This is a genomic window from Pseudomonas reidholzensis, from assembly GCF_900536025.1.
Taxonomy (GTDB): domain Bacteria; phylum Pseudomonadota; class Gammaproteobacteria; order Pseudomonadales; family Pseudomonadaceae; genus Aquipseudomonas; species Aquipseudomonas reidholzensis.
This window is the reverse complement of sequence record NZ_UNOZ01000002.1, coordinates 241,669-267,376: the sequence shown is the minus strand read 5'-3', so window position 1 is coordinate 267,376 and position 25,708 is coordinate 241,669. Positions and strand designations below refer to the sequence as shown.

Here is a 25,708-nt window from a genome sequence, read left to right as displayed (position 1 = left end):
CATCCTCATAGGGATGTCGGCCTTTTTCGATTTGAGTGGGTGATGACTTGTCAGCAGTCAGCGCGTTGCGGCTGCCCATTACCCTCAGGTGCGGAAATGCACCACCAGACTCTGCAGATCAGTCCCCAGGCGCGCGAGCTCGATACTCGATGCCGCAATCTCGCTGCTGGCCAAGGCCGATTGGTCCGCGGTGTCGCGCACATTCAGGACGCTGCGGTTGATGGCGGCAACCACCGACGTCTGCTCTTCGGCAGCGCTGGCGATCAGCAGGCTCATCTGCTGGATCTCTGACACTTGGCGGGTGATGGCGCCGAGCGCCTCGCCGGTGTTGCGCACGCCGGACACGGTCGATTGGGTCTGCTCGACACTGGAGGTCATGATCTGCGTGCTTTCGTCGGCGATGCGCTGCAATTCGCCGATCAGTTGCTCGATCTCTTCGGAGGACTGCTGAGTGCGTTTTGCCAGGTTTCGCACCTCGTCGGCCACCACCGCGAAGCCACGTCCGGCGTCGCCGGCACGCGCGGCTTCGATGGCGGCGTTGAGCGCCAGGAGGTTGGTCTGCCCGGCCACGGACTTGATTACCCCGAGGACGCTGGCGATCCGCTCGATTTCCTCGTGCAGGCGGCTCATCGACTCCGCCGAGCCACCCACTTCATCCGCCAACGCCTCGATCTGCTGGATGGCGTTGTGCGAAATGTGCGAAGCGCCGCTGGCTTCCTGATCCGCTTGGCGCGCAGCGAGGGCGGCATCTTCGGAGTTGCGCGCAACCGCCTGGACCATCGTGGTCATCTCGTTCATGGCGGTCGCAACGTGCTCGGCATCGTTCTTCTGGCTCTGGGTGCCCGCTTGAGTCTGGGTGGTGATGGTCGCCAACTGGCTGGCCGAAACAGCCAGTTGCGAGGAGCCCTTGCCGATCTGGGTGATCACCTCGCGCAAACGCAGGCTCATGTTGCCCATCGCACGCAGCAGTTGCCCCAGCTCGTCGCGGCGCGCGCTGTGCAGTTCCACCGTGAGGTCGCCCTGAGCAATGCGCTCAGCGGCCACCAAGGTCTGGCGCAAGGGCTGGATGATCTGCCGGGCAATCACCCAGGCAATCAACGCACCCAACAGGAGTGCGGTCGCCGTGACGCCAAACAGGATCGACACGACCGTACTGACGCTGGCCGCCGCACGCTCCTCTTCTTTCTTGTAGAGCACATTGATGTTGGCCTGCAGGGCAGACAACAGCTCGTTGGCCCGCAAGACGGCGTCCGGACTGACCGGCTGGGCTGTCTGTGCCGCTCGATGCGCAAGGCTGTAAGCCTGAAGCCCGGCGTTGAGCTGTTCTACGGTCTGCAGGTCGGCCATCGGCCATTGCCCCTGCTGCACGTCGCCGAGCAACTCGGTGAGTGCCTGTTGGAGGTTGTGTTCGTGCTCGGCGTGGCCGCTCAAGTGGGCCTTGTCAGTGCTCAGGGCGAACTTGAAATTGGCCTCCCGGGCATACACGGTCTCATCGAACACCGAGCCCAGTCGGCTGATCCGCTGAAGCGACTGCTCGTCATTGCGCAATCCCTGCAACCCCGTGCCAGCGAGCATCACCGCCAATGCCAGGAGGAGTCCAAAACCGAGCCCCAGCTTGCGCGTGACAGTGAGGTTTTCCAATGACAGTGCCCGCAACATGAACGCTCCTTGAAGTGCGTGACGATCTTATGGCCTCGCTATCGGACCATTTCCCCGGAGCTTTAGGGCAAAGTGCCATTAATGAGCTGCAAATGTTTACCGCACCATTTTGGGTCGCTGATCAGGGTCAACGCCGCTGATTGCCAGGCGAGGTACGCCCCTTCGCCGCGCCGTGAAAATGGGCGTGCGACTCGCCAGATCCGGCACCACCACAACCCTGTTGCTTGTTCACAACGCCTGCTCTTTACTACGCCTCAACCCTCCCCTGCCCCGAGACCGTCATGCTGGCGTTCATCCAGTCTTACCCGCTGTTGCTCGGCACCTGTCTGATCCTGCTCGACCTGCTGCTCTGGCAACTGATCCCGCTGCACCGCCAACCCTGGCGCATCGCTGCGCGGCTGGTGATCTTCCTGCTGTTCAGCTGGGTGCTGCTGGCCGCCGGGATGAGCCCGCTGCAGCCGCCACCCTGGGTCGACGATGTGTCGCGCAACCTGATGGCCACGGTGCTGGCGATCGGCTGGTGGCTGTTCGGCGCCCGGACGGTGACGGTGGTCTTCGGCCTGTTGCTGGTGGCCCGCGGCAGCCACGGCGGGCGGCTGTTGCAGGACGTGCTGGGGGCGCTGATCTTCCTGGTGGCGGTGGTCGCCGCGGCGGCCTATGTGATGCAGCTGCCGGTGAAGGGCCTGCTGGCGACCTCCGGGGTGATGGCCATCGTCATCGGCCTGGCCTTGCAGAGCACCCTCAGCGATGTGTTCTCGGGGATCGTGCTGAACACCACGCGGCCCTACCAGATCGGCGATTCGATCTCGATCGACGGCACCGAAGGCAAGGTGGTCGACATCGACTGGCGCGCCACCCGGATGATCACCGGCAGCGGCAGCCTGGCGGTGATCCCCAACTCGGTGGCGGCCAAGGCCAAGCTGCTCAACCACAGTCGCCCGGCTGATCGGCACGGGGTTTCGATCAGCGTGGTGGTGCCGGCCAAGATGCGCCCCAAACGCGTGTTCGATGCGCTGGAGAAGGCGCTGCAGGGCACCTCCGCGCTGCTCGCCACACCGGCGCCGAAGGTCACGGTCAAGGCGTCGACGCTGGAGTCGGTGGAGTACGAGGCGAGTGGCTTCGTCGCCGACGCGGGGAGCAAGACCGAGGTGCGCAACCAGCTGTTCGACCTCGCCCACCGGCACCTGGAGGCCAGCGGGGTGATGTGGAACGTCGACCTGGCGCTGGCCCCGCGCAGCCGCCAGCGTGAGCTGCTGGACGAGGTGCGGGTGTTCCGCTCGCTGAGCAGCGAAGAGCGCGACAGCCTGAGCCAGCACATGACGACCCTGGAGTACCTGGTCGATCAGGTGATCCTCGGCGTTGGCGAGCGCTCGGAGCATGTGCTGGTGATCGGCAGCGGCGTGGTCTCGGCCTCGGTGCGCGATGGCGAGCGGCTGGTCGAGGCTGGGCGCATGGGGCCTGGCGAGGTGCTGGCGATCGAAGGGCTGGTGGATGACGAGGACTCGTCGGTGGAGTTCCGCACCCTTACCGGCTGCGTGCTCTATCGCATCGACAAGGCGCAGGTGCGCAGTTGCCTGGAGCAGCGCGGCGATGTGCAATTGGCGCTGAGCAAGCTGCAGCGGTTCCGGCGGCAGAGCCGGGAATCGCTGTTGATGCAGAAGCCTGCCGTGGTGAAGAAAGGTGGCTTCCTGAGCTGGCTGCACAAATAGCCGTTGGGCCCCATCGCGGGCAAGCCCGCTCCTACAGGGATTTGCGCAGATATTGAAAGCTGCCAGGTACCTGTAGGAGTGGGCTTGCCCGCGATGAGGCCGGTACAGGCAAGCTACAAGACGACCCGCAAACACTGCCCGGCGTGGTACAGCGAGAAGCCCGACTCGTAGAAGGCGGTGCGCAACGACGGCGCGCTCACGGCTTTCATCGGCGAGAACGGCACCGGCAGGCGCTCCGGATCATCCTTGAGCAAGAACTCGGCAAACGCCCGGCCAATCACCGTGCCGGTGGTATTGCCGCGCCCGTTGTAGCCGGTCACCGCGACCAGGCCCGGTGCAGGCTCGAACAGGCGCATCAGGTGATCCGGGGTGAAGTCGATGCAGCCGGTCCAGTGCATTTCCCACTCGACCTTGCCCAGCTCCGGGTAGTAATGGCTCTGGATCCGGTCGGCCCAGCTGCGCACGAACCACGCCGGCTTGTTGTCGACCCGGCCCAGGCTGCCGAGCAGCAGGCGGCCCTGGTCGTCGCGACGGATGCTGCTGAGCACGGTGCGGGTGTCCCACGAGCCCTGGCCATGCGGCAGGACCTTGTCGGCCGCAGCGCCGTGCAGCGGGGTCGAGGCGACCTGGTAGTAGTAGCCGCGGAAGTAGTGCTTCTGCAGGTTGCTCCAGTCGCCCTCGGTGTAGGCACCGGTGGAGATCACCACTTTTTCGGCCCGCACGCTGCCGCGGGCGGTGTTCACTTGCCAGCCATCACCCGCGCGCTCAAGGCCTTCGACCGCGGAGTGCTGGAACAGCTTGCCACCCAGCCGCGCAACGGCAGCGGCCAGGCCTTGGGTGTAGGCCATCGGGTTGATGGTGCCCGCGCGGCGGTCGAGCAGCGCGGCGGAAATCTTGTCGGTACCGCAGTATTCCTGGCACAGCGCGCCGGTCAGCAGCTCGACATCGGCGCCACGTCGGCTCCATTGCTGGTGACGGGCCTCCAGGTCGGCGATGCCGGTGGCGTTGTGCGCCATGTGCAAGGTGCCTTTGTGCTGGGCCTGGCAGTCGATGCCCAGACGCTCGATCATGGCGAATACCTCGCCAGGTGCTTCACCGAGTGCCTTGTTGAGGCGGCTGCCCTGCTGCTTGCCGAGGGTCGCCTCGACGTCGTCGGGACGGATCCAGGTGCCGGCGTTGACCAGGCCGACGTTGCGCCCCGAGCCGCCGTGGCCGACCTTCCAGGCTTCGAGGAGAATCACCGACTTGCCCTGTTCGAGCAGGTGGATGGCGGCGGACAGGCCGGTGATACCGGCGCCGATCACGCAGACATCCGCCGTGTGCTCACCGGCCAGGGCCTGGGCGGCAACGGTCGGTTTGGTGACGTGTTCCCACAGACATTCTTGACGCAATTCGGGCATGACCGGCTCCAGCTTTTATTCTTTTTGCGCTGCATCAAAAAGGGCCGCCAGGCGGCCCTTGAACGATCATCAGTCGAACACGATACCCTGCGCCAGCGGAAGCTCGCGCGAGTAGTTGACGGTGTTGGTCTGACGACGCATGTAGCCCTTCCAGGCATCCGAGCCGGACTCACGACCACCGCCGGTCTCTTTCTCGCCACCGAACGCGCCGCCGATCTCAGCGCCGCTGGTGCCGATGTTGACGTTGGCGATGCCGCAGTCGCTGCCCGAGGCGCTCTGGAAGCGTTCAGCTTCACGCACGTCGGTGGTGAAGATGCACGACGACAGGCCTTGTGGCACTTCGTTGTTCAGGCGCAGTGCTTCTTCGAACTCGTCGTAGGCCAGCACGTAGAGGATCGGCGCGAAGGTCTCGTGGCGGACCACCTCGCTTTGCGCAGGCATCTCGGCGATGGCCGGCGAAACGTAGTAGGCGTTCGGGTAGTCACCGGCCAGCTGGCGCTCACCGCCAAACACCTGACCGCCTTCGTCACGGGCCTTGGCCAGTGCACCTTGCATGGCGTCGAACGACAGCTTGTCGATCAGCGGGCCAACCAGGTTGTTTTCACGCGGGTCACCGATGCGCACCTTGGCGTAGGCGGCTTTGACGCGGGCAACCACTTCGTCCTTGATCGAACGGTGGACGATCAGACGGCGCAGGGTGGTGCAGCGCTGGCCGGCGGTGCCGACAGCGGAGAACAGGATGCCGCGCACGGCCAGGTCCAGATCAGCGCTTGGCGCGAGGATCATGGCGTTGTTGCCACCCAGCTCGAGGATGCTGCGGCCGAAGCGTGCGGCAACCCGTGGGCCGACTTCGCGACCCATGCGGGTGCTGCCGGTGGCGCTGACCAGCGGTACGCGTGGGTCGTCGACCAGCGCTTCGCCGGCTTCACGGCCGCCGATCACCAGCTGGGCCAGGCCTGCTGGGGCATCGCCGAAGACTTTCAGGGCTTTTTCGAACAGCGCCTGGCAGGCCAGTGCGGTCAGTGGGGTCTTCTCGGACGGTTTCCAGACCACGGCGTTACCGGCGACCAGCGCCAGCGCGGTGTTCCACGCCCAGACGGCGACCGGGAAGTTGAAGGCGCTGATCACGCCGACCACGCCCAGTGGGTGCCAGGATTCACGCATGTGGTGGCCTGGGCGCTCGGAGGCGATGGTCAGGCCGTACAGCTGACGCGACAGGCCGACGGCGAAGTCGCAGATATCGATCATTTCCTGCACTTCGCCCAGGCCTTCCTGGGTGATCTTGCCAGCTTCGACCGAGACCAGCTCGCCGAGGTCGGCTTTGTGTTCGCGCAGGACTTCGCCAAAGATACGCACCAGCTCGCCGCGACGCGGGGCCGGTACCGTACGCCAGGCGTCGAAAGCGGCATGGGCCTGGTCGATGCGCGCGGTGGTCTCGGCCTTGCCGAGCAGCTTCACCGTGGCGATCTGGCTACCGTCGATCGGGGTGTGAACAGGGTAGTCGCCCTGGGTGTAAGCCTCGGTGGCAACGCCAAGGCGCTCGAGCAGTGCAGCAACCATTATGCTTCTCCTACATGGGGTGAAGGGTGGTAAAGGTGATGTGGATCAGTATTAATCCGATCACACAGGTGCAACAAACGACCTTTATTCCGCATATCATTCCGTCAGGTCATGATCCCCTAGCCATAGAGACTGCTATGTCCAAACGTCTGGTGCCGTCGATGACGGCCCTGCAGTGCTTTGAAGCCGCAGCCCGTCACTTGAGCTTTACCCGCGCCGCCGAAGAGCTGCACCTGACCCAGAGTGCGGTCAGCAAGCAGGTCGCGCAGCTCGAAGAGATGCTGCGCCACCACCTGTTCCTGCGCATCCGCCGGCGCCTGCAACTGACGCCGGCCGGCAGCCTGTACCTGGCCGAGGTCAACAAGATCCTCACCCAGGTGGACATTTCCAGCCGCTACGTACTCACCTACGGCGAGCAGACGGAGATATTGAAGGTAGCCACTCAACCGAGTTTTGGCGTGCGCTGGTTGATCCCGCACTTGAAGGGCTTTGGCAAGCGCCACCCGAACATCCACCTGGATATCCGCAACGAGCAGGAGCCGTTCTCGCTGTTGCAGGGCTCTGCCGACGTGGTGTTCTTCTTCGGCCAGGGCACCTGGCCGGGGGCGACCTGCGTCGAGCTGTTCCGTGAAGAGGTGGTGCCGGTGTGCGCGCCTGAGTTGCTGCAGGGGGCTGAACTGGCGGATGCCGGGGCGCTGGCCGAGCTGGTGCTGATGCAGAGCACCTCACGGCCGGAGGCCTGGCACGAATGGTTCCTCGAGCAAGGGCTGCATACCGACAACAGTTATCACGGGCCGCGCTTCGATACGTTCTATATGGCGCTGAGTGCGGCGCAGGCGGGGTGTGGGGTGGCGTTGGTGCCGCGTTACCTGGTCGAGAAGGAGCTGGCCGACGGCAGCCTGGTGATCGCCTGGAATCACGCGATGCGCAGCAATGGCGCGCATTACCTGGCGTTTGCCGAGCATGCGGCCGAGGTGCCCAAGGTGCGGGCGTTGCTGGAGTGGACCCGGGAGCAGCTGGGCGGCTGAGATTGCCGGGGCCGCTGCGCGCCCCTTCGCGGCGGTCCGGCGTCCCGGTGAACCCGCTCCCACAGGGTTTTGCAGCGCCGCAGAAACCTGTGGGAGCGGGTTTACCCGCGAAGGGGCGCGCAGCGGCCCCAAACAGGCGACATCGATCTAAAAGGGAATGACACCTCTACTTTTTTTCGCTTGTGGCCCAAGTGCATTCCCCGCTTTCATGTACTGGCCCACTCACCACCAGGAAGCTAGCGATGCCCGCCCACGATTTCGTCAGCCCAGACAGCATCCGCGCGCAGTTTTCTGCCGCCATGTCGCTCATGTACAAACAGGAAGTGCCCCTCTACGGCACGCTGCTGGCGCTGGTGAGCGAGATCAACCAGCAGGTCATGGATACCCAGCCCAAAGTCGCCGAAGCCCTGCGCTGGACCGGCGAAGTCGAGCGCCTCGACCAGGAGCGCCACGGCGCCATCCGCGTCGGCACCGCAGACGAGCTGGCGACCATCGCCCGCCTGTTCGCGGTCATGGGCATGGCCCCGGTCGGCTACTACGACCTCAGCTCGGCCGGCGTGCCGGTGCACTCGACGGCGTTCCGCGCGGTGCACGAGCAGTCGCTGCATGTCAGCCCGTTCCGCGTGTTCACCTCGCTGCTGCGCCTGGAGCTGATCGACAACCCGCAACTGCGCGCCCTCGCCGAAAGCATCCTGGCCAAGCGGCAGATCTTCACCCCTCGGGTACTCGAGCTGATCGCCCAGTGCGAGCGCGACAACGGCCTGAATGCCGCCGACGCCGAGACCTTCGTCAACGAGGCCCTGCACACCTTCCGCTGGCACCATGACGCGACGGTCACCCCTGAGGAGTACCAGCAGTTGCACGACCAGCACCGGCTGATTGCCGACGTGGTGGCGTTCAAGGGCCCGCACATCAATCACCTGACCCCGCGCACCCTGGACATCGACGCGATCCAGCGGGGCATGCCGGCCAAGGGCATTCCGCCCAAGGCCGTGGTCGAAGGCCCGCCGACCCGCCGGCACCCGATCCTGCTGCGCCAGACCAGCTTCAAGGCCCTGCAGGAGAAGGTCGCGTTCAAGGGTCAGGCAGGCCACGAAGGCAGCCACACCGCGCGCTTCGGCGAGATCGAACAGCGTGGCGCAGCGCTGACGCCGAAGGGTCGCCAGCTGTATGACACGCTGCTCGATGCCACCCGTGCCGCGCTCGGCGGGGTGCCGGCGGAGGCCAATGCAGATGCCTATCGGGCATTGCTCGAAACGCAGTTTGCCGCGTTCCCGGATGACCTGGCGCAGATGCGTGAGCAGGGCTTGGCGTACTTCCGCTACTTTGCCACCGAGAAAGGCCTGGCGGCGCGCGAGCAGGCAGGGCGTCCAACCAGCCTGCAAGGGCTGATCGATGCCGGGCATGTGCACTTCGAGGCGTTGGTCTATGAAGACTTCCTGCCGGTCAGTGCGGCGGGCATCTTCCAGTCCAACCTGGGCGACGATGCCCAGGCGGAATACGGCAGCAACGCCAACCGCGAAGCCTTCGAGGCAGCGCTGAAATTGCCGGTGCAGGATGAGTTGGCGCTGTATGCGCAAAGCGAGCGGCGCTCGCTGCAGGCCTGTGCGCAGGCGCTGAACCTGGGCACGTTGTAAGGCTCAGGATCGCCATCGCGGGCAAGCCCGCTCCTACAAGGACCGCACAACCTTGTAGGCGCGGGCTTGCCCGCGATGGCGTCTGCTCAGTCAGCCATTGACCCGAAACCGATCCACTTCCTGACGCAACTGCGCCGCCAGCCCTTCCAGCTCACGCGCCGTAGTCGCCAGCTCATTGGCCACATCGCGCTGCTCGCTGTTGGCCTGGGCGATGCTCTGCAGGTTGCGGCTGAGCACGGTCGCCGTGCTGCTCTGCTCCTGGGTCGCCGTGCTGATCGCGGCAAACTGCTCACCGGCAGTGCGGCTCTGCTCGTCGATACGCGCCAGCGCATCGGCCACCTTGACGTTGCGCTCCAGCCCCTCCTGCATCAAGCGGTTGCCCTGCTCCAGGGTGCTGATGGCGTGCCCGGTCTGCTGTTGAATGCTGCCGATCATCCCGGAGATTTCATCGGTCGCCGAACGGGTCCGCGCCGCCAACCCGCGCACTTCGTCCGCCACCACGGCAAACCCACGGCCCTGCTCACCGGCGCGCGCCGCCTCGATGGCCGCGTTGAGCGCCAACAGGTTGGTCTGCTCGGCAATCGCGGTGATCACCCCGACGATGCCGCCGATCTCCTGCGAGCGGGCACCCAGGGTGTCCATCACTTCGGCGGTACCGCCCAAGGCATCGGCGATCTGGCGCAGCGAGGCCGAGGCTTCGTCCATCGCGGTGCGGCCAATGCGGGTGTGCTGGGCATTGTCGCGGGCCATGCGCTCGGTGCCGGCCATATTGTCGGCGATGTTCATCGAGGTGGCGCTGAACTCTTCCACCGCGCCGGCCATGCTGGTGATCTCGCCGGACTGCTGGTCCATGCCTTCGCAGGCACCTGACGACAACCCCGCCAGCGAGCGGGCGCGGCCGCTGACCTGCTCCGAGGCGCTGCGGATGTGCTCGACCATGGTCGACAGGGCGTCGCCCATCTGGTTGAAGCTGCGCGCCAGCTGGCCGATTTCATCCTGGCTGCTGACCACCAGCCGCGCGCTCAGGTCACCGGCGCCAAGGGCTTCGGCCTGGCGCACGAGGTCGCCGAGCGGGCGCAGTTTGCGCCGCAGCAGGAACAACGTGGCGGCGACCGCCAGCAGCATCGCCAGCAGGCTGCCGATGGCCAGGCGCAGGCCGACGTTCCAGGTCACGTCGCGGATCTCCGCCTCCGGCATGCTCGCGACCACCGTCCACGGGCCTTCGGCAAACGGCATGGCGACGCTGAACAGCTGCTGATCGGCGCTGGCCCAGAAGCCGCCGGTCCCGGGCTGCAATGCCAGGTCCTTGGCGGCCTGCGCTGAAGCGTCGGCATCGCGTACAGCCGCCGGCGGCACCAACCATTTGCCCTGCTCGTCGAGCAGCGCCAGGGAGCCGGTGTGGCCGATGCGGAAGCGCTTGAGGTTGGCGAACTGGGCGTTCTGCGCATCGGTGTAGTCGAAGCCGACGAACAACACCGCGATCACCTGGCCGCTGGCGTCGCGCACCGGCACGTAGCGGGTCATGTAGTTGCGTTCGAACAGCGTGGCACGGCCGACGTAGGTCTGCCCGGCCATCAGCTTGGCGTAGGCCGGGTGCTGGCGGTCGAGCTGGGTGCCGATGGCGCGGCTGCCGTCCTGCTTGGTCAGCGAGGTGCTGATGCGGATGAAGTCATCGCCGCTGCGCACGAACAGGGTGGCGACGCCGGCGGTCATCTGCTGGAACTCGTCGACCTGGCGGAAATCGTTGTTCAGCAGGTGCTCACCCAGGTACAGCGCCGGGGTGGGCTGGCCCGCGACGGTGGCGGTCTCGCCTGGGCGCAACGTCAGGCCCGAGGCGAAGCGCCGCTCGAACAGGCCGCTCAGGCGTTGGGTGTTGTCCTTGAGCGAACCGTGAAAGGTATCCAGCTGGTCAGCCAGCAGCCGCGCTTCACTGGCCAGGTGTTCCTGGCGGGTGGCGAGGTTGGCGTTGTCCAGCGAACGCAGGGCGAACAGGGTGCTGCCGGTGATCACCAAGGCCAGCACGATGGCGAGGGCAATACCGAGCTGCGAAGCAATTCGGGCACGGGGTTGAGACATGGGCAAGCTCCTGGCAAGAGGCCGGGATCGTCCTGATCACGCTGACCACCCGCTACGATCTACGGGAAATCGCGCCCTCTATGCGGGACGCTGGTGCCAGTAGATCGGCGTCGCGCACGAATACTTGAGTGTCGGACCGGGGTATTCGCAAACGTTTTTATTGGGTCGGCGCCGGCAGTATCTGCACATCGGGGAGCAGCATCGTGCTCGCCTCTTCCTGCAAGAAGGCACTCAGCCTGCGCAAGCGCTCACCGCCCGGGCGGGTGCGCGGCCACACCAGGTAATAGTCCATGCCACTGGCCACCGCCGTCGGCCACGGCAGGCTCAAGCGGCCTTGGGCCACGTCTTCGGCGACCATCAGCAGGTCGCCCATGGAGATGCCGTAGCCACGGGCCGCGGCGATCATGCCCAGCTCGAGGGTATCGAACACCTGCCCGCCCTTCAGCGACACTTTGTCGGCCAGGCCCATGCGCGCCAGCCAGCTGCGCCAGTCGCGTTTGTCCGGGGTCGGGTGCAGCAGCTCGATAGCGGCCAGGCGCCGCTCATCCCACGGCGCATCGTCCAGCAGCTCCGGGGCGCCGACCGGGATCAGCAGCTCCGAGAACAACCGGCGCACCTCCCAATCCACCGGGAACACGCCATCGCTGAGCAACACCGCGCAGTCGAACGGCTCGTGGTTGAAGTCGACATGGTCGACATCCATCCAGGCGCTGGTCAGCTGCACTTCGTTGCCCGGCTGCAGGTGGCGAAAACGGCTCAAACGCGCCAGCAGCCAACGCATGGTCAGGGTCGACGGCGCCTTCATGCGCAAGATGTCATCTTCGCCGCGCAAGGTATCGCAGGCCCGCTCCAGCGAGGCGAAGCCGTCGCGTACTCCTGGCAGCAGCATGCGCGCCGCTTCGGTGAGTTGCAGGCTGCGCCCGCTGCGCACGAACAGCCGACAGGCGAAGTGCTCCTCAAGGGTGCGGATATGCCGGCTGACCGCGCTCTGGGTGATCGACAGCTCCTCGCCCGCCCGGGTGAACGAACTGTGCCGGGCAGCGGCCTCGAATGCGCGCAACGCATACAACGGTGGAAGCTGACGGGACATGTCGTGCCTATTATCTGGGGCCATCGAAGCGTTGAGTGAAATCATACCGGCATGAGTTCAACTCATGCCAACGATCGCTTTTATCCTTTTGTGCAATGTTGACCAAAGCCTCAGAATCGTCCCCTTGCCCACCGCCCGAGAAAAGGACCCCCGCCCATGCACGTCGCGCCCACCACTGAACTCAAGGCTTTGCTGCGCCTGGCCGGGCCGCTGATCGCCTCGCAGTTGGCGCACATGCTGATGGTCCTCACCGATACCCTGATGATGGCCCGCATCAGCCCGCAGGCCCTGGCCGGTGGCGGCCTGGGTGCGGCGAGCTACTCGTTCGTGTCGATCTTTTGCCTGGGGGTGATCGCCGCCGTCGGTACCCTGGTGGCGATCCGCAAGGGCGCCGGTGACATCGCCGGTGCGACGCGCCTGGCCCAGGCTGGGATCTGGCTGGCCTGGGGCCTGGCGCTGGGGGCGGCGCTGGCCTTGTGGAACCTCGGGCCGGTGCTGTTGATGTTCGGCCAGCAGCCCGACAACGTCGAGGCGGCCATGGCCTTTCTCACCCTGCTGCCACTGGCCCTGCCCGGCTACCTGACCTTCATGGCGCTGCGCGGGTTTACCAGTGCGCTGGGCCATTCGACGCCGGTGATGGTCATCAGCCTGGTGGGCACGGTGCTCAACTACCTGTTCAACCATGCGCTGATCGAAGGCATGTTCGGCCTGCCCAAGCTGGGCCTGATGGGTATCGGCATGGTGACCGCGGTGGTCTCGCTGGGCATGGCCGTGGCGCTCGCGCTGTACATCCGCTGGCACCGGTTCTATGCCGACTACCCGCTGCGCAAGGGCCTGTCGCGGCCGTCGTTGCCGGCGCTGCGTGAGCTGTGGCGGCTGGGGCTGCCGATTGGCGGCACGTATATGGTCGAGGTCGGGCTGTTCGCCTTTGCCGCGCTGTGCATGGGTGTGCTCGGCAGCACCGAGCTGGCGGCGCACCAGATCGCCCTGCAGATCGTCTCTACCGCGTTCATGGTGCCGACCGGGCTGTCGTATGCGGTGACCATGCGCGTGGGGCTGTATTACGGCGGTGGCAACCTGTTGGCCGCGCGCAGTGCCGGGCGCGTCGGGATCAGCTTTGGCGCGCTGCTGATGTTCGCCTTTGCCGCGCTGTTCCTGCTGTTGCCGCATGAACTGGTGGGGCTGTTCATCAATCGCGATGACCCGGCGTTTGCCGGGATCTACCAGTTGGCGGTGAGCCTGGTGATGGTGGCGGCGTGGTTCGAATTGTTCGATGGCGTGCAGGCCATTGCGATGGGCTCGATCCGGGGCTTGAAGGATGCCAAGACCACCTTCTTGATCGGCCTGTGCTGTTACTGGCTGGTGGGCGCGCCCGCGGCCTGGCTGTTTGCCTTCAACCTGGGTGGCGGCGCGGTGGGGATCTGGTGGGGGCTGGCGTTGGGGCTGGCCTGTGCCTCGGTGGCGCTGACCTTTGGCTTCGAATGGCGGATGCGGCGGTTGTTGGGCAAGGCGGCGGCGCGTGGCAAGGCGACCGTCTCGGCCTGACTGGAGATCGCTGGGGCCGCTCTGCGGCCCTTTCCGACCGGTCCGGCGCCCCGGCAAGGCCGCTCCCACAATAGACAGCGCCGTGCAGGCCCTCATGATGGGCTCGGATCAGACGGCGCGAATGCCAGTTCCCGGCACTTGGGTCAGGTAAGCAATCAGCTCGGCCACCGGCAGTGGGCGGCTGACCAGGAAGCCCTGCACCTGATCGCAACCGAACGTGCGCAGCAAGGCCATCTGCTCTTCGCTCTCGACGCCTTCGGCCACCACCTCCAGGTTGAGGTTGTGCGCCAGGTTGATCATGGCGTGCACCAGCTTGCGGTTCTCTTCGCGCATTTCCATGCCGCCGACAAAGCTGCGGTCGACCTTGAGCAAGGTGATCGGCAGGCTGTTGAGGTGGACGAACGACGAGAACCCGGTGCCGAAGTCGTCCAGCGAGAACCGCACGCCCAGCCGCCCCAGTGCGTCCATGGTCTGACGCACCACCTCGTTGCGGCGCATCACCGCCGTCTCCGTCAGCTCGAACTCCAGCCAGCGCGCGTCGACGCCGTGCTCGATGATCAGGCGGCTGAGGGTCGCCAATAGCTGGCTGTCCTGGAACTGCCGAAAACTCAGGTTGACTGCCATGTGCAGCGGCTGCAGGCCTTGTTCACGCAGCGCCTGCATGTCGCGCAACGCGCGGGAAATGACCCAGTAGCCAAGCGGTACGATCAACCCGCTCTGCTCGGCCAGCGGCACGAATTCGCTCGGCGCCAGCAAGCCGCGCTCGGGGTGGTTCCAGCGCACCAGGGCTTCCAGGCCGACGATGCTGCCATCGGCGAGGTTCAGCCGGGGCTGGTAATGCAGCTCCAGCTCGTCACGGCGCAAGGCCCGGCGCAGTTCACCTTCGAGGTCGGCGAGGCTGCGGGCGTTGCGGTTGATCCGCTCGTTGAACACATGAAAGGTGCAGCCCTGGATGGCCTTGGCCTGGCGCATGGCAATGTGTGCATGCCACATCAACGGGTCGGCGCCGCCTTGCGCGCGGGCATGGGCCAGGCCCAGGCTGCAACCGACCAGCAGGCTCTCGCCGTCGATCCAGTACGGCTCGGCCAGGGCTTCGACGATCCGGTCGGCCAGCCACTCGGCGCGGTGGGTGTCGCGCCGGGTGTCGATCAGCAGGGCGAACTCGTCGCTGCCCAGCCGGGCCAGCTGATCGCCGGCTTCGAGCTGCTGCTTGAGGCGCGTGACCACCTGCAGGATCAGGCGGTCGCCGCCCTGGTGGCCGAGGGCATCGTTGACGTGACGGAAGTTGTCCAGGTCGAGATGGCCTAGGGCCACGCCGCGGCCGTCGTTTTCCGCCAGGCGTGCGGTCAGCAGGGCCTGAAAGCCCTGGCGGTTGGCGATGCCGGTCAGCGGGTCCTGTTCAGCCAGGCGCTGCAAGGTGTCCACCAGCACGCCGCGCTCACGCACATGGCGCAGCGAGCGGCGCAAGGTGTCGCTGGTCAGTTGCGCCTGCACCAGCCAGTCACTGACACCGGCAGGCGCGGCGTCGGGCTCGTCCTCGAGCAACAGGATGGTCGGCAGCTCGCAGCGGCCCGGAGTTGGCAGCAACGCCGGCGTGGCGAGCACCACCGCCTGGCGGTCGCGGGCGAACAGGCTGTCGACCGCCTCCCAGTTCGGCGCGGTCAGCAGCACGGCGCTGCCAGCCAATGGCTGCAGGCAGTCGCGCAAACGGGCGGCCCATTCCGGCTCATCAGCCAACAGCAGCAAACGCAAGGGTTCGACAGGCGTGGACAAGCGGGCTCCTCAGGGCGGGGTCGGTGACACGGTGAACGCGCGGTATCCTACCGCATGAGTGAAAATGATTTTCACTTTAATACATACCCTTCCGTGGGGCGCTTCCGACGTATTTTGTCGTGCATCCTGCGCGAAAGTTGGCGAACCGGCAAATCCGATTTCGCCAGCCTCCTGATCTTGTCAGTAACGCCCTGGCCCGGCCGCTGGCAGCGGCTCGAACGGTGACCGGGCGAGCGCCGGCCGAGCAAAAGTCTGACTCCGGCGTCAGACGGTCGCGCCATAACCGCCACAGGCCTGTTAGAATGCGCGGCTATTTTCTGGCGACCCCGGTTCCTAGCATGTCCCGACTCAATCCCCGGCAACAAGAAGCCTGTGACTATGTCGGCGGCCCTCTTTTGGTGCTCGCCGGTGCCGGCTCCGGCAAGACCAGCGTGATCACGCGCAAGATTGCCCACCTCATCCAGAACTGCGGCATCCGTGCCCAGTACATCGTCGCCATGACCTTTACCAACAAGGCCGCGCGCGAGATGAAGGAGCGGGTCGGTACCCTGCTGCGCGCGGGCGAAGGCCGGGGCCTGACGGTGTGCACCTTCCACAACCTGGGCTTGAACATCATCCGCAAGGAGCATCAGCACCTGGGCTACAAGCCGGGGTTCTCGATCTTCGACGAGACCGACATCAAGGCCTTGCTGTCGGACATCATGCAGAAGGAATACTCCGGCGACGACGGCATCGACGAGATCAAGAACATGATCGGTGCCTGGAAAAACGACCTGATCATGCCCGCCGAGGCCCTGGAAAAAGCCCGCAACCCCCGCGAGCAGACCGCCGCCATCGTCTACACCCACTACCAGCGCACGCTCAAGGCGTTCAATGCGGTGGACTTCGACGACCTGATCCTGATGCCGGTCAAGCTGTTCCAGGAAAACCCCGAGGTGCTCGAGCGCTGGCAGAACAAGGTGCGCTACCTGCTGGTCGACGAATACCAGGACACCAACGCCAGCCAGTACCTGCTGGTGAAGATGCTGATCGGCATGCGCAACCAGTTCACCGTGGTCGGCGACGACGACCAGTCGATCTACGCCTGGCGCGGCGCCCGCCCCGAAAACCTGATGCTGCTCAAGGACGACTACCCGTCCTTGAAAGTGGTCATGCTCGAGCAGAACTACCGCTCCACCAGCCGCATCCTGCGCTGCGCCAACGTGCTGATCGCCAACAACCCGCACGATTTCGAGAAGCAGCTGTGGAGCGAGATGGGCCACGGCGACGAGATCCGCGTGATCCGCTGCAAGAACGAGGAAACCGAGGCCGAGCGCGTGGCCATGGAAATCCTCACCTTGCACCTGCGCACCGACCGCCCGTACAGCGACTTCGCCATCCTCTACCGGGGCAACTACCAGGCCAAGCTGATCGAGCTCAAGCTGCAGCACCACCAGGTGCCGTATCGCCTGTCGGGCGGCAACAGCTTCTTCGGCCGCCAGGAGGTCAAGGACCTGATGGCCTACCTGCGCCTGCTGGTCAACCCGGACGACGACAACGCCTACCTGCGGGTGATCAACGTGCCGCGCCGGGAAATCGGCTCGACCACCCTCGAGAAGCTCGGCAACTATTCCACCGAGCGCGGCGTGTCGATGTATGCCGCCAGCGACGAGATGGGCCTGGGCGAGCACCTCGACGCGCGCTACACCGAGCGCCTGCAGCGCTTCAAGCACTGGCTCGACGGGGTCCGTCACAAGGTCGCGCTGGACGACCCGATCGCCGCGCTGCACGAGATGGTCCGCGACATCGACTACGAGAACTGGATCCGCCAGAACACCGCCAGCGACAAGGCGGCGGACTTCCGGATCAGCAACGTCTGGTTCCTGATCGATGCGCTGAAGAACACCCTCGAGAAAGACGAAGAGGGTGACATGACCATCGAGGACGCCATCGGCAAGCTGGTGTTGCGCGACATGCTCGAGCGCCAGCAGGAAGAAGAAGACAACGCCGAAGGTGTGCAGATGATGACCCTGCACGCCTCCAAGGGCCTGGAATTCCCTTACGTGTTCATCATGGGCATGGAAGAAGAGATCCTCCCGCACCGCTCCAGCATCGAGGCCGACACCATCGAAGAGGAGCGCCGGCTGGCTTACGTGGGCATCACCCGCGCGCGCCAGACACTGGCCTTCACCTTTGCCGCCAAGCGCAAGCAGTACGGCGAGATCATCGACTGCACGCCCAGCCGGTTCCTCGACGAACTGCCGCCGGACGATCTGTGCTGGGAAGGCCTGGATGATGCGCCGGTGGAAGTCAAAGCCGCGCGTGGCAACAACGCATTGGCCGATATACGGGCCATGCTCAAGCGCTAATCACCTTTAAACTTTGCTGCGGCACACAGCCGTGGCCACTTTTGCTACATCGAGGATTACACCAGTGGAAGCACTGCAGCAGAAGATTCGCGAAGAAGGCATCGTGCTTTCCGACCAGGTTCTCAAAGTCGACGCGTTTCTCAATCACCAGATCGACCCTGCCCTGATGCAGCTGATCGGTGACGAATTCGCCCGTCTGTATGCCGACAGCGGCGTGACCAAGATCGTCACCATCGAAGCGTCGGGCATCGCGCCGGCGGTGATGACCGGTCTGAAACTGGGTGTGCCGGTGATCTTCGCCCGCAAGCACCAGTCGCTGACCCTGACCGAGAACCTGCTGAGCGCCTCGGTGTACTCCTTCACCAAGCAGACCGAGAACACCGTGGCGATCTCGCCGCGTCACCTCAACAGCAGCGACCGTGTACTGGTGATCGACGACTTCCTGGCCAACGGCAAGGCGTCGCAGGCACTGATCTCGATCATCAAGCAGGCTGGCGCTACCGTTGCCGGCCTGGGCATCGTCATCGAGAAGTCGTTCCAGGGCGGCCGTGCCGAGCTGGACAGCCAGGGTTACCGCGTTGAGTCGCTGGCCCGGGTGAAGTCGCTGGAAGGCGGCGTGGTCAGCTTCATCGAGTAACGGCGTTTGGTTGGGGCTGCTCGCAGCCCCAATGTCACCGGGTTGCCTGCAATCCCGCCAGCAGCAATCGCTGGTACAGCTCCTCTTTCAGCCCCTGCGGCTGCTCCAGCCCCATCCGCGCCAGCTGTGCCGGATAGGCTTCAGGCGCCGGCGCATCGAGTGCCGCCCGACCCAGCTCGAGCACTTCGCTCAGCTTGAACTTGCTCTTCAACCAGTTCAGCGCCCTGAACAGATCACGCTCTTCAGCCGTGAAATCACTCCCCAACGGATACTCCGGGAACAACCGCGGATGCCGCTCACGCACGCCTTCAAGCCGCTCCGGCGTGTTGTTGCAGAAGCGCTGGTCCAGCTCGAAACCCTTAGCCAGCTTGCCCGCCGCCTTGGCTTGCTCCATCAACTCGCCCTGAAAACGTGAATCACTGATCGCCAGCAAGCGGGCGATGACCTCACTGTCGGTCTGCCCGCGCAGGTCGGCAATGCCGTACTCGGTCACCACGATGTCGCGCAGGTGGCGGGGGATGGTGCAGTGGCCGTAGGTCCAGAACAGGTTCGAGGTCACCTCGCCGCCGGCCTCGCGCCAGCTGCGCAACAGCAGGATCGAGCGCCCGCCTTCCAGCGCATGGCCCTGGGCGACGAAGTTGTACTGGCCGCCGACGCCGCTGAGCACCCGGCCGTCTTCCAGCTGATCAGCGACCCCGGCGCCCATCAGGGTCATGCCGAACACCGTGTTGATGAAACGCGCATCACGCCGCTGGCGACGCTTGAGCGCCTCATCGCCATACAGCTCGTTGATGAAGCTGATGGCGGTCATGGCGTACTGCTTGCGCTGCGCCAACGGCATCTCGCGCAGGCGCTGGTAGAACGCCCGTGGGCCGAGGAAAAAGCCGCCGTGCACCAATACCCCGTGCTCATCGGCTGGCCGGCGCACCACGCCCGCCTCGGCCAGCGCCAAGAGGCCGTTGACGAACATCTCGCTGCAGCCGTACAGGCCTTGGGCAAAGGCGTCCAGGCCCCCTTCCCGCTCGATCAGGTGCTGCCAGGGCTGCACATCGAGTTCGGCCAGCAGCGCCCGATAACCCTCGTTGTCACCCTGCCGCGCCAGCAAGGCCGCGGCCACCGCGTCGCCCATCGCACCGATGCCGATCTGCAGGGTGCCGCCATCGCGCACCAGGCTGCTGGCGTGCAGACCGATGCAGTGGTCCTGGGTGGCGACCGGCATGTTCGGCGTGGAGAACAGCCGGCGGCGTTCAGGCTCATCGATCAGCAGGTCGAAGGCATCGCGGCTCAGCTCTGAAGCGCCAGGCATGTAGGGCAGCTCGGCATGCACCTGGCCGAGCAGCAGGACGGTCTCGCCCGCGGCGCGGCGCTTGGCGATCATCGGCAGCAGGTCGAGGGTGATGTCCGGGTTGCAGGCGAGGCTCAGCTGGTCGGGGCACTCGGGCGTCTCGGCCACCAGCTGGGCGACCAGGTTGAGGCCCTTGGCGTTGATGTCGCGGGCCGCATGGCTGTAGTTGCTGCTGACGTAGTCCTGCTGGGCCATGGCGCTGTGCAGCAGGCTGCCGGGCTGCATGAAGAACTGCTCGACGCGGATGTTTGGCGGCAGCCGGTCGCTGCGCAGGTCGGCCAGATAGTCGAGCTCTTGATAGTCGGCGAAGACCCGCTCGATGAAAGGCTCGAGAAAGCGCCGCTGGAGGCCGTCGCCCAGCGGTGGGCGGCCGAGGGTCAGGGCGGTGTAGATCGTCAGGCGGCGCTCGGGCAGCGCGCGAACGCGGGCGTAGAGCGCGTTGACGAAGGCGTTGGGTTTGCCCAGGCCCAAGGGCAGGCCCATGTGGATATGGGCGGGCAGGTGGTCCAGGACATGCTCTACGGCCTGGTCGATGGAACAGCTGTGGGCCATCTGTGCCTCCTGTGACATCCGTGCGGTCAGGGGTTGGACCGTGAGCGGCCTGGCATTACTGCATCGCCTTCATCGCGGGCAAGCCCGCCCCCACAGGGTTTTGCAGCGCCGCCGAAACCTGTAGGAGCGGGTTTACCCGCGAAAAGGACACAGAAAAATATGCGCCCAGAAACAACCAAGCCCGCCATACAGGCGGGCTTGGTAAAATCAGTCACGGCTCAAAGACCAGACATCTTCTGGATCGCACCCTTGAGCTCTTCATCCGAGCAATCCGCGCAGGTGCCTTTGGGCGGCATCGCGTTCAGCCCGGTAATCGCCTTGGCGAGAATGCCGTCCAGGCCACCCTGGTGATCGGCGCGCTCCTTCCAGGCGGCCGTGTCGCCGATCTTCGGCGCATTCAACAGGCCGGTGCCATGGCAGGCATTGCAGTGCTTGGCGATGATCTCGTCAGGGGTCTTGGCGCCCCCACCGCTGGCCACCGCGGCCACTTCCATGCCCTTGCATTCCTGGCCCTGGACACACACCTGGCCGACCGGCTCCAGGCGCTTGGCAATATCGTCATTGGTTGCTGCGTGTGCATTGAGTGCCCAGAGGGCGAAAACGGCTGCTGGTACGGCCAGCATCTTCTTGATTTGGTTCACGCGTACACCCTCATGGTGGCTAATCACGCCAGCAGTCACGAATTGCAGGCGTTGAAAAGTATAGCGGGATCCCAACAGCCGTGAAACGACCACACACAGGAAAGGGGTATTAGCGAATCAATACGCTGCGCTGGATCAAAAATTCGACGGTGTAGCCGCGCTGATCAGCCGTGCAGGCTCGTCGAACGGGTTGCGAAACCGGTGCGGGCGGGTGCTTTCGAAGTAGTAGCTGTCACCGGCTTCGAGCAGAAAGGTCTCGCTGCCGACCACCAGCTCCAGGCGGCCTTCGAGGAGGATGCCGGTCTCTTCGCCATCGTGGGTGAGCATCTCTTCACCGGTATCGGCGCCCGGCGGATAGACCTCGTTGAGAAAGGCGATCGCACGGTTGGGGTGCGACTTGCCGACCAGCTTCATGGTCACCGCGCCGTCGGAAATGTCGATCAGCTCGTGGGCCTTGTAGACGATCTGGGTCGGGCTCTCGGCGGCCAGTTCGACCGAGAAGAATTCGACCATGGACATGGGAATGCCGCTGAGCACCTTGCGCAGCGAGCTGATCGAGGGGCTCACGCTGTTTTTCTCGATCATCGAGATGGTGCTGTTGGTCACCCCCGCGCGCTTGGCGAGTTCCCGCTGGGACAGGCCCTTGAGCTTGCGGATGGCTTGCAGTCGTTCGCCGACGTCCAAAGCTGGAGCCTCCTGAAACAGTGGGATGGGGGTCGAGTGTGAACGATATCATGGCAATGCCGTTCAGTATTTACAACACTCGAAGCCCCAGCCTGTCCGCTTCAGCGCCTTATTCGCCGATATAGTCCAGCGGTACGCGCTTGAGGTTGCAGAAGATCTGGTACGGGATGGTGCCCGCCTGCTGCGCCACGTCGCTGGCCAGCACCTGCTTGCCCCACAGTTCCACCGGGCTGCCCAGGGTCGCTTCGGGGATGTCGGTAAGGTCGACGCAGAGCATGTCCATCGACACCCGGCCGATCAGCTGGGTGCGTTTGCCCGCGACCATCACCGGGGTGCCGGTGGGCGCCAGGCGCGGGTAGCCGTCGGCGTAGCCCATGGCGACCACGCCGACCCGGGTCGGTCGCGGGCTGATGAACTTCGCCCCGTAGCCGACCGGCTCACCGGCTGGCAGCTCTCGCACGCTGATGATCCGCGATTGCAGGGTCATCACCGGCTGCAGGCGATTGGCCTCGGCCTGCGCCACCTCGAACGGCGTGGCGCCGTACAGCATGATGCCGGGGCGCACCCAGTCGCTCGGCACCTGCGGCCAGCCGAGCAGCGCCGGCGAGTTGCGCAGGCTGCATTCGGCGCTCAGGCCCTGGCGAGCCGCCTCGAACACCGCGACCTGCTGGGCGGTGGCGTCGGCGTCCAGCTCATCGGCACGGGCAAAGTGGGTCATCAGCACGATGCGCGCGACCTTGCCGCTGGCCAGCAGGCGCTGGTAGGCGTTGTGGTAGTCCTTGGGGTGCAGGCCGACGCGGTGCATGCCGCTGTCGAGCTTGAGCCAGACCTTCAGCGGTTTGGCCAGCGGGGTCTGCTCGATCGCGTCGAGCTGCCACAGCGAGTGCACCACGCACCACAGTTCATGCTCGGCGATCAGCGCCAGTTCGCTGGCCTCGAAAAAGCCCTCAAGCAACAGAATCGGGCTTTTGATGCCTGCCGCACGCAGCTCCAGCGCCTCCTCGATGCAGGCGACGGCAAAGCCATCGGCCTCGGCTTCCAGGGCCAGGGCACACCGCACCGCGCCGTGGCCATAGGCATCGGCCTTGATCACGGCGAGGGCCTTGGCGCCGGATAATTCACGGGCCAGGCGATAGTTGTGACGCAGGGCTTGGAGGTCGATCAGGGCACGGGCGGGACGCATGGCGGCAGCCTTCTGGCAATTCGGGTGGGCAATGAGTCCCCGGCACGCCAGCGGGGTCAGGTGCCAGCGTGCCGGGGTGAGGAACGGTTACGGCAGCGCGGCGACCACCGACAGTTCGACGAGGATTTCTGGCTCGCACAGCTTGGCTTCGACGGTGGCACGGGCCGGGGCGACGCCAGCAGGCAGCCACTGGTCCCAGACGGCGTTCATGCCGGCGAAGTGCGCATCGATGTCTTTCAGGTAGATGGTCACGGAAAGCAGATTGCGCTTGTCGGTACCGGCCTGGTCGAGCAGCTTCTCGATGCTGGCCAAGGTCTCGCGGGTCTGCTGCTCGATGCCGGCGTTCAGGTCATCACCGACCTGGCCCGCCAGGTACACGGTGCCGTTGTGGGTGACGATCTGACTCATGCGCTCATTGGTGAGCTGGCGCTGGATTGCCATGCTTGGCGATCTCCTTGTGGTTGCCATAGCGGGAAATATCGAGGCCTTCGGCGCTGATCTGCGGCTTGCGCTTGGCGATCAGGTCAGCCAGCAGGCGACCGGAGCCACAGGCCATGGTCCACCCCAGGGTGCCGTGACCGGTGTTGAGGAACAGGTTACGGAACGAGGTCGCACCGACGATCGGCGTGCCGTCCGGGGTGGCCGGACGCAGGCCGGTCCAGAAGCTCGCCTGGCTCAGGTCGCCGCCGCGAGGATAAAGGTCGTTGACGATCATCTCCAGCGTTTCGCGTCGACGTGGGTTCAGCGACAGGTCAAAACCGGCGATTTCAGCCATGCCGCCAACCCGGATGCGGTTGTCGAACCGGGTGATCGCGACCTTGTAGGTTTCGTCGAGAATGGTCGAGGTCGGGGCCATGGCCGGGTCGGTGATCGGCACGGTCAGCGAATAGCCCTTGAGCGGGTAGACTGGAGCCTTGATGCCCAGCGGCTTGAGCAGCTGCGGCGAGTAGCTGCCCAGCGCCAGCACGTAGCGGTCGGCGGTTTCCAGCTTGCCGTCGATCCACACGCCGTTGATCCGGTCCCCGGCGTAGTCCAGGCGCTGGATGTCCTGGCCAAAGCGGAACTCGACGCCCAGCTTGATCGCCATCTCGGCCAGCTTGGTGGTGAACAGCTGGCAGTCGCCGGTCTGGTCATTGGGCAGGCGCAGGGCGCCAGCGAGGATATCCTTGACCCCGGCCAGGGCCGGTTCGACGCGGGCAATGCCGTCACGGTCGAGCAGCTCATAGGGCACGCCAGACTGCTCGAGCACGGCGATGTCCTTGGCCGCGGCATCGACCTGGGCCTGGGTGCGGAACAGCTGGGTGGTGCCCAGGGCGCGGTTCTCGTAGGCCAGGCCGGTTTCGGCGCGCAGCTCGTCGAGGCAGTCGCGGCTGTACTCGGACAACCGCACCATGCGCTCCTTGTTCACCGCATAACGATTGGCAGTGCAGTTGCGCAGCATCTGCGCCATCCACAGGTACTGGTCGACATCGCCGGTGAGCTTGATGGCGAGCGGGGCGTGGCGTTCGAGCAGCCACTTGATGGCCTTGAGCGGCACGCCGGGGGCGGCCCACGGCGAGGCATAACCTGGCGAGATCTGGCCAGCGTTGGCGAAGCTGGTTTCCATGGCGACCGCTGGCTGGCGGTCGACCACGGTCACTTCAAAACCCTGCCGGGCCAGGTAATAGGCGCTGGCGGTTCCGATCACACCGCTACCAAGTACCAGAACTCGCATCGTTCATCCCTCGCGCGCGGCGCACCGCACTGTTTTGTTTGAATGGCATGGATGCGCGCAGTATAAAAAGGACAGGCCAGTGCATTTCACTATATAAAAGCCTATATTTGGCGACAATTCTCGGCATAGTGGCCTTTAACGGAGGGGCATCCCCTATGAGAACCCAGCATCAGAGCAAGCGTGAACTGGACAAGATCGACCGCAATATCCTGCGGATCCTGCAGAATGACGGGCGTATCTCGTTCACTGAACTGGGCGAAAAAGTAGGCCTCTCCACGACCCCGTGCACCGAGCGCGTACGCCGCCTGGAGCGCGAGGGGATCATCATGGGCTACAACGCCCGGCTCAATCCGCAGCACCTCAAGGGCAGCCTGCTGGTGTTCGTCGAGATCAGCCTGGACTACAAGTCCGGGGACACCTTCGAGGAGTTCCGCCGCGCGGTGCTGAAGCTGCCGCACGTGCTCGAGTGCCACCTGGTGTCGGGCGATTTCGACTACCTGGTGAAGGCGCGGATTTCCGAGATGGCCTCCTACCGCAAGCTGCTGGGCGACATCCTGCTGAAGCTGCCGCACGTGCGCGAGTCGAAGAGCTACATCGTCATGGAAGAAGTCAAAGAGAGCCTGTGCCTGCCGATTCCGGACTGATTCTCAGACCAGTACCTGGCGGGTCGTGGCGATGAACTGGTGGACCAGGTGTTCGGCCTGGGCGTCGATCGGCTGCGCCGGGCCGCGGCCACGCGGGCAGGCCATGCGCGGGGTGGTGCCGAACAGGCGGCAGATCATTGGCCGGTCCTCATAGACGGTGCAGCCTTGCGGGCCGAGGTGCACGCAGTCGAGGCGCTCGAGGGCGGCGTCCTGCTCGGCCTGGGACTTGCGCGGCAGCTGGGCCATTTCTTCCGTCGAGGTGGTGACCGGGCCGCAACAGTCGTGGCAGCCGGGCTCGCATTCGAAGGCAGGAATGAGCTCACGCAGGAAGTGGATCTTGTGGCGGTTGCAGGACATGGATGCGGTACAGATCTGAAAGGTGTGGGGGATTATAAGCCGCTTTCGCGGGGCAAGCCCGCTCCCACAGGATCCCTGCAATGCCCAAATTCCGGGGCCAGCACAAAACCTGTGGGAGCGGGCTTG

General features: G+C 65.1%; 20 protein-coding genes and 1 pseudogene. 7 read left to right on the top strand and 14 right to left on the bottom strand.

Annotated elements, in window-relative coordinates:
• Positions 1-84 precede the first annotated feature (84 nt).
• The gene (locus tag CCOS865_RS01370) at positions 85-1,659 is read right to left on the bottom strand and encodes a methyl-accepting chemotaxis protein (protein ID WP_119137198.1); all 1,575 of its coding nucleotides are present in this window, start codon (positions 1,657-1,659) and stop codon (positions 85-87) included.
• Between the two features lie 281 nt (positions 1,660-1,940).
• On the opposite strand from CCOS865_RS01370, the gene CCOS865_RS01365 reads away from it, so the two are divergent.
• Positions 1,941-3,368, top strand: coding sequence for a mechanosensitive ion channel family protein (locus CCOS865_RS01365; RefSeq protein WP_119137197.1), 1,428 nt, complete (start codon positions 1,941-1,943; stop codon positions 3,366-3,368).
• Positions 3,369-3,481: 113 nt separating this feature from the next.
• Here CCOS865_RS01365 and amaA read toward each other — a convergent pair whose 3' ends face one another.
• Entirely contained in the window at positions 3,482-4,768 is a 1,287-nt protein-coding gene (gene amaA, locus CCOS865_RS01360) for an L-pipecolate oxidase (RefSeq protein ID WP_119137196.1), read from the bottom strand.
• Positions 4,769-4,837: 69 nt separating this feature from the next.
• The gene (gene amaB / locus CCOS865_RS01355) at positions 4,838-6,328 is read right to left on the bottom strand and encodes an L-piperidine-6-carboxylate dehydrogenase (RefSeq protein WP_119137195.1); all 1,491 of its coding nucleotides are present in this window, start codon (positions 6,326-6,328) and stop codon (positions 4,838-4,840) included.
• Between the two features lie 137 nt (positions 6,329-6,465).
• On the opposite strand from amaB, the gene CCOS865_RS01350 reads away from it, so the two are divergent.
• Entirely contained in the window at positions 6,466-7,356 is an 891-nt protein-coding gene (locus CCOS865_RS01350) for a LysR family transcriptional regulator (protein ID WP_119137194.1), read from the top strand.
• 242 nt (positions 7,357-7,598) lie between these two features.
• The gene (gene hglS / locus CCOS865_RS01345) at positions 7,599-8,993 is read left to right on the top strand and encodes a 2-oxoadipate dioxygenase/decarboxylase HglS (protein WP_119137193.1); all 1,395 of its coding nucleotides are present in this window, start codon (positions 7,599-7,601) and stop codon (positions 8,991-8,993) included.
• A gap of 90 nt (positions 8,994-9,083) precedes the next feature.
• Here hglS and CCOS865_RS28630 read toward each other — a convergent pair whose 3' ends face one another.
• From CCOS865_RS28630 to CCOS865_RS01335, 3 genes and pseudogenes are all read right to left on the bottom strand, one after another.
• On the bottom strand, positions 9,084-9,815 hold the full coding sequence (locus tag CCOS865_RS28630) for a methyl-accepting chemotaxis protein (RefSeq protein ID WP_425272946.1): 732 nt from the start codon (positions 9,813-9,815) through the stop codon (positions 9,084-9,086).
• 132 nt (positions 9,816-9,947) lie between these two features.
• Positions 9,948-11,069 (bottom strand): annotated as a pseudogene (locus tag CCOS865_RS28625) (Cache 3/Cache 2 fusion domain-containing protein); the annotation flags it as partial.
• Between the two features lie 157 nt (positions 11,070-11,226).
• On the bottom strand, positions 11,227-12,159 hold the full coding sequence (locus CCOS865_RS01335) for a LysR substrate-binding domain-containing protein (protein WP_119137191.1): 933 nt from the start codon (positions 12,157-12,159) through the stop codon (positions 11,227-11,229).
• 156 nt (positions 12,160-12,315) lie between these two features.
• Here CCOS865_RS01335 and CCOS865_RS01330 point away from each other — a divergent pair, with 156 nt between their 5' ends.
• Positions 12,316-13,704 (top strand): NorM family multidrug efflux MATE transporter, encoded by a 1,389-nt coding sequence (locus CCOS865_RS01330; protein ID WP_119137190.1) that lies wholly within the window; start codon positions 12,316-12,318, stop codon positions 13,702-13,704.
• A 108-nt stretch (positions 13,705-13,812) separates the two neighbouring features.
• Here the strand turns inward: CCOS865_RS01330 and CCOS865_RS01325 are convergent, their stop codons facing one another.
• Positions 13,813-15,399: a putative bifunctional diguanylate cyclase/phosphodiesterase gene (locus CCOS865_RS01325; protein WP_415842580.1), complete on the bottom strand. Its 1,587-nt coding sequence runs from the start codon at positions 15,397-15,399 to the stop codon at positions 13,813-13,815.
• A 416-nt stretch (positions 15,400-15,815) separates the two neighbouring features.
• Between CCOS865_RS01325 and rep the strand changes: the two genes are divergently transcribed.
• Both rep and CCOS865_RS01315 read left to right on the top strand, forming a co-directional pair.
• The gene (rep, locus tag CCOS865_RS01320; RefSeq protein ID WP_119137807.1) at positions 15,816-17,825 is read left to right on the top strand and encodes a DNA helicase Rep; all 2,010 of its coding nucleotides are present in this window, start codon (positions 15,816-15,818) and stop codon (positions 17,823-17,825) included.
• A 64-nt stretch (positions 17,826-17,889) separates the two neighbouring features.
• Complete coding sequence (locus tag CCOS865_RS01315) at positions 17,890-18,462, top strand: xanthine phosphoribosyltransferase (RefSeq protein ID WP_119137188.1); 573 nt, start codon at positions 17,890-17,892, stop codon at positions 18,460-18,462.
• Between the two features lie 34 nt (positions 18,463-18,496).
• Here the strand turns inward: CCOS865_RS01315 and CCOS865_RS01310 are convergent, their stop codons facing one another.
• From CCOS865_RS01310 to dadA, 6 genes are all read right to left on the bottom strand, one after another.
• Positions 18,497-20,359, bottom strand: a complete 1,863-nt coding sequence (locus CCOS865_RS01310) for an acetyl-CoA hydrolase/transferase C-terminal domain-containing protein (RefSeq protein WP_119137187.1) — start codon at positions 20,357-20,359, stop codon at positions 18,497-18,499.
• Positions 20,360-20,577: 218 nt separating this feature from the next.
• Positions 20,578-21,000, bottom strand: a complete 423-nt coding sequence (locus tag CCOS865_RS01305; RefSeq protein ID WP_208644487.1) for a c-type cytochrome — start codon at positions 20,998-21,000, stop codon at positions 20,578-20,580.
• A 135-nt stretch (positions 21,001-21,135) separates the two neighbouring features.
• The gene (locus tag CCOS865_RS01300; protein ID WP_119137186.1) at positions 21,136-21,684 is read right to left on the bottom strand and encodes a cupin domain-containing protein; all 549 of its coding nucleotides are present in this window, start codon (positions 21,682-21,684) and stop codon (positions 21,136-21,138) included.
• Between the two features lie 109 nt (positions 21,685-21,793).
• Positions 21,794-22,867, bottom strand: coding sequence for an alanine racemase (alr, locus tag CCOS865_RS01295; protein ID WP_119137185.1), 1,074 nt, complete (start codon positions 22,865-22,867; stop codon positions 21,794-21,796).
• A gap of 87 nt (positions 22,868-22,954) precedes the next feature.
• The gene (locus CCOS865_RS01290; protein WP_119137184.1) at positions 22,955-23,308 is read right to left on the bottom strand and encodes a RidA family protein; all 354 of its coding nucleotides are present in this window, start codon (positions 23,306-23,308) and stop codon (positions 22,955-22,957) included.
• Positions 23,280-24,581, bottom strand: coding sequence for a D-amino acid dehydrogenase (gene dadA / locus CCOS865_RS01285; protein ID WP_119137183.1), 1,302 nt, complete (start codon positions 24,579-24,581; stop codon positions 23,280-23,282). Before dadA ends, CCOS865_RS01290 begins: the two co-directional genes overlap by 29 nt.
• A 155-nt stretch (positions 24,582-24,736) precedes the next feature.
• On the opposite strand from dadA, the gene dadR reads away from it, so the two are divergent.
• Positions 24,737-25,225, top strand: a complete 489-nt coding sequence (gene dadR, locus CCOS865_RS01280) for a transcriptional regulator DadR (RefSeq protein ID WP_003258963.1) — start codon at positions 24,737-24,739, stop codon at positions 25,223-25,225.
• 3 nt (positions 25,226-25,228) lie between these two features.
• On the opposite strand, the gene CCOS865_RS01275 is transcribed toward dadR, so the two are convergent.
• Positions 25,229-25,582, bottom strand: a complete 354-nt coding sequence (locus tag CCOS865_RS01275) for a YkgJ family cysteine cluster protein (RefSeq protein WP_119137182.1) — start codon at positions 25,580-25,582, stop codon at positions 25,229-25,231.
• Positions 25,583-25,708: the final 126 nt, after the last annotated feature.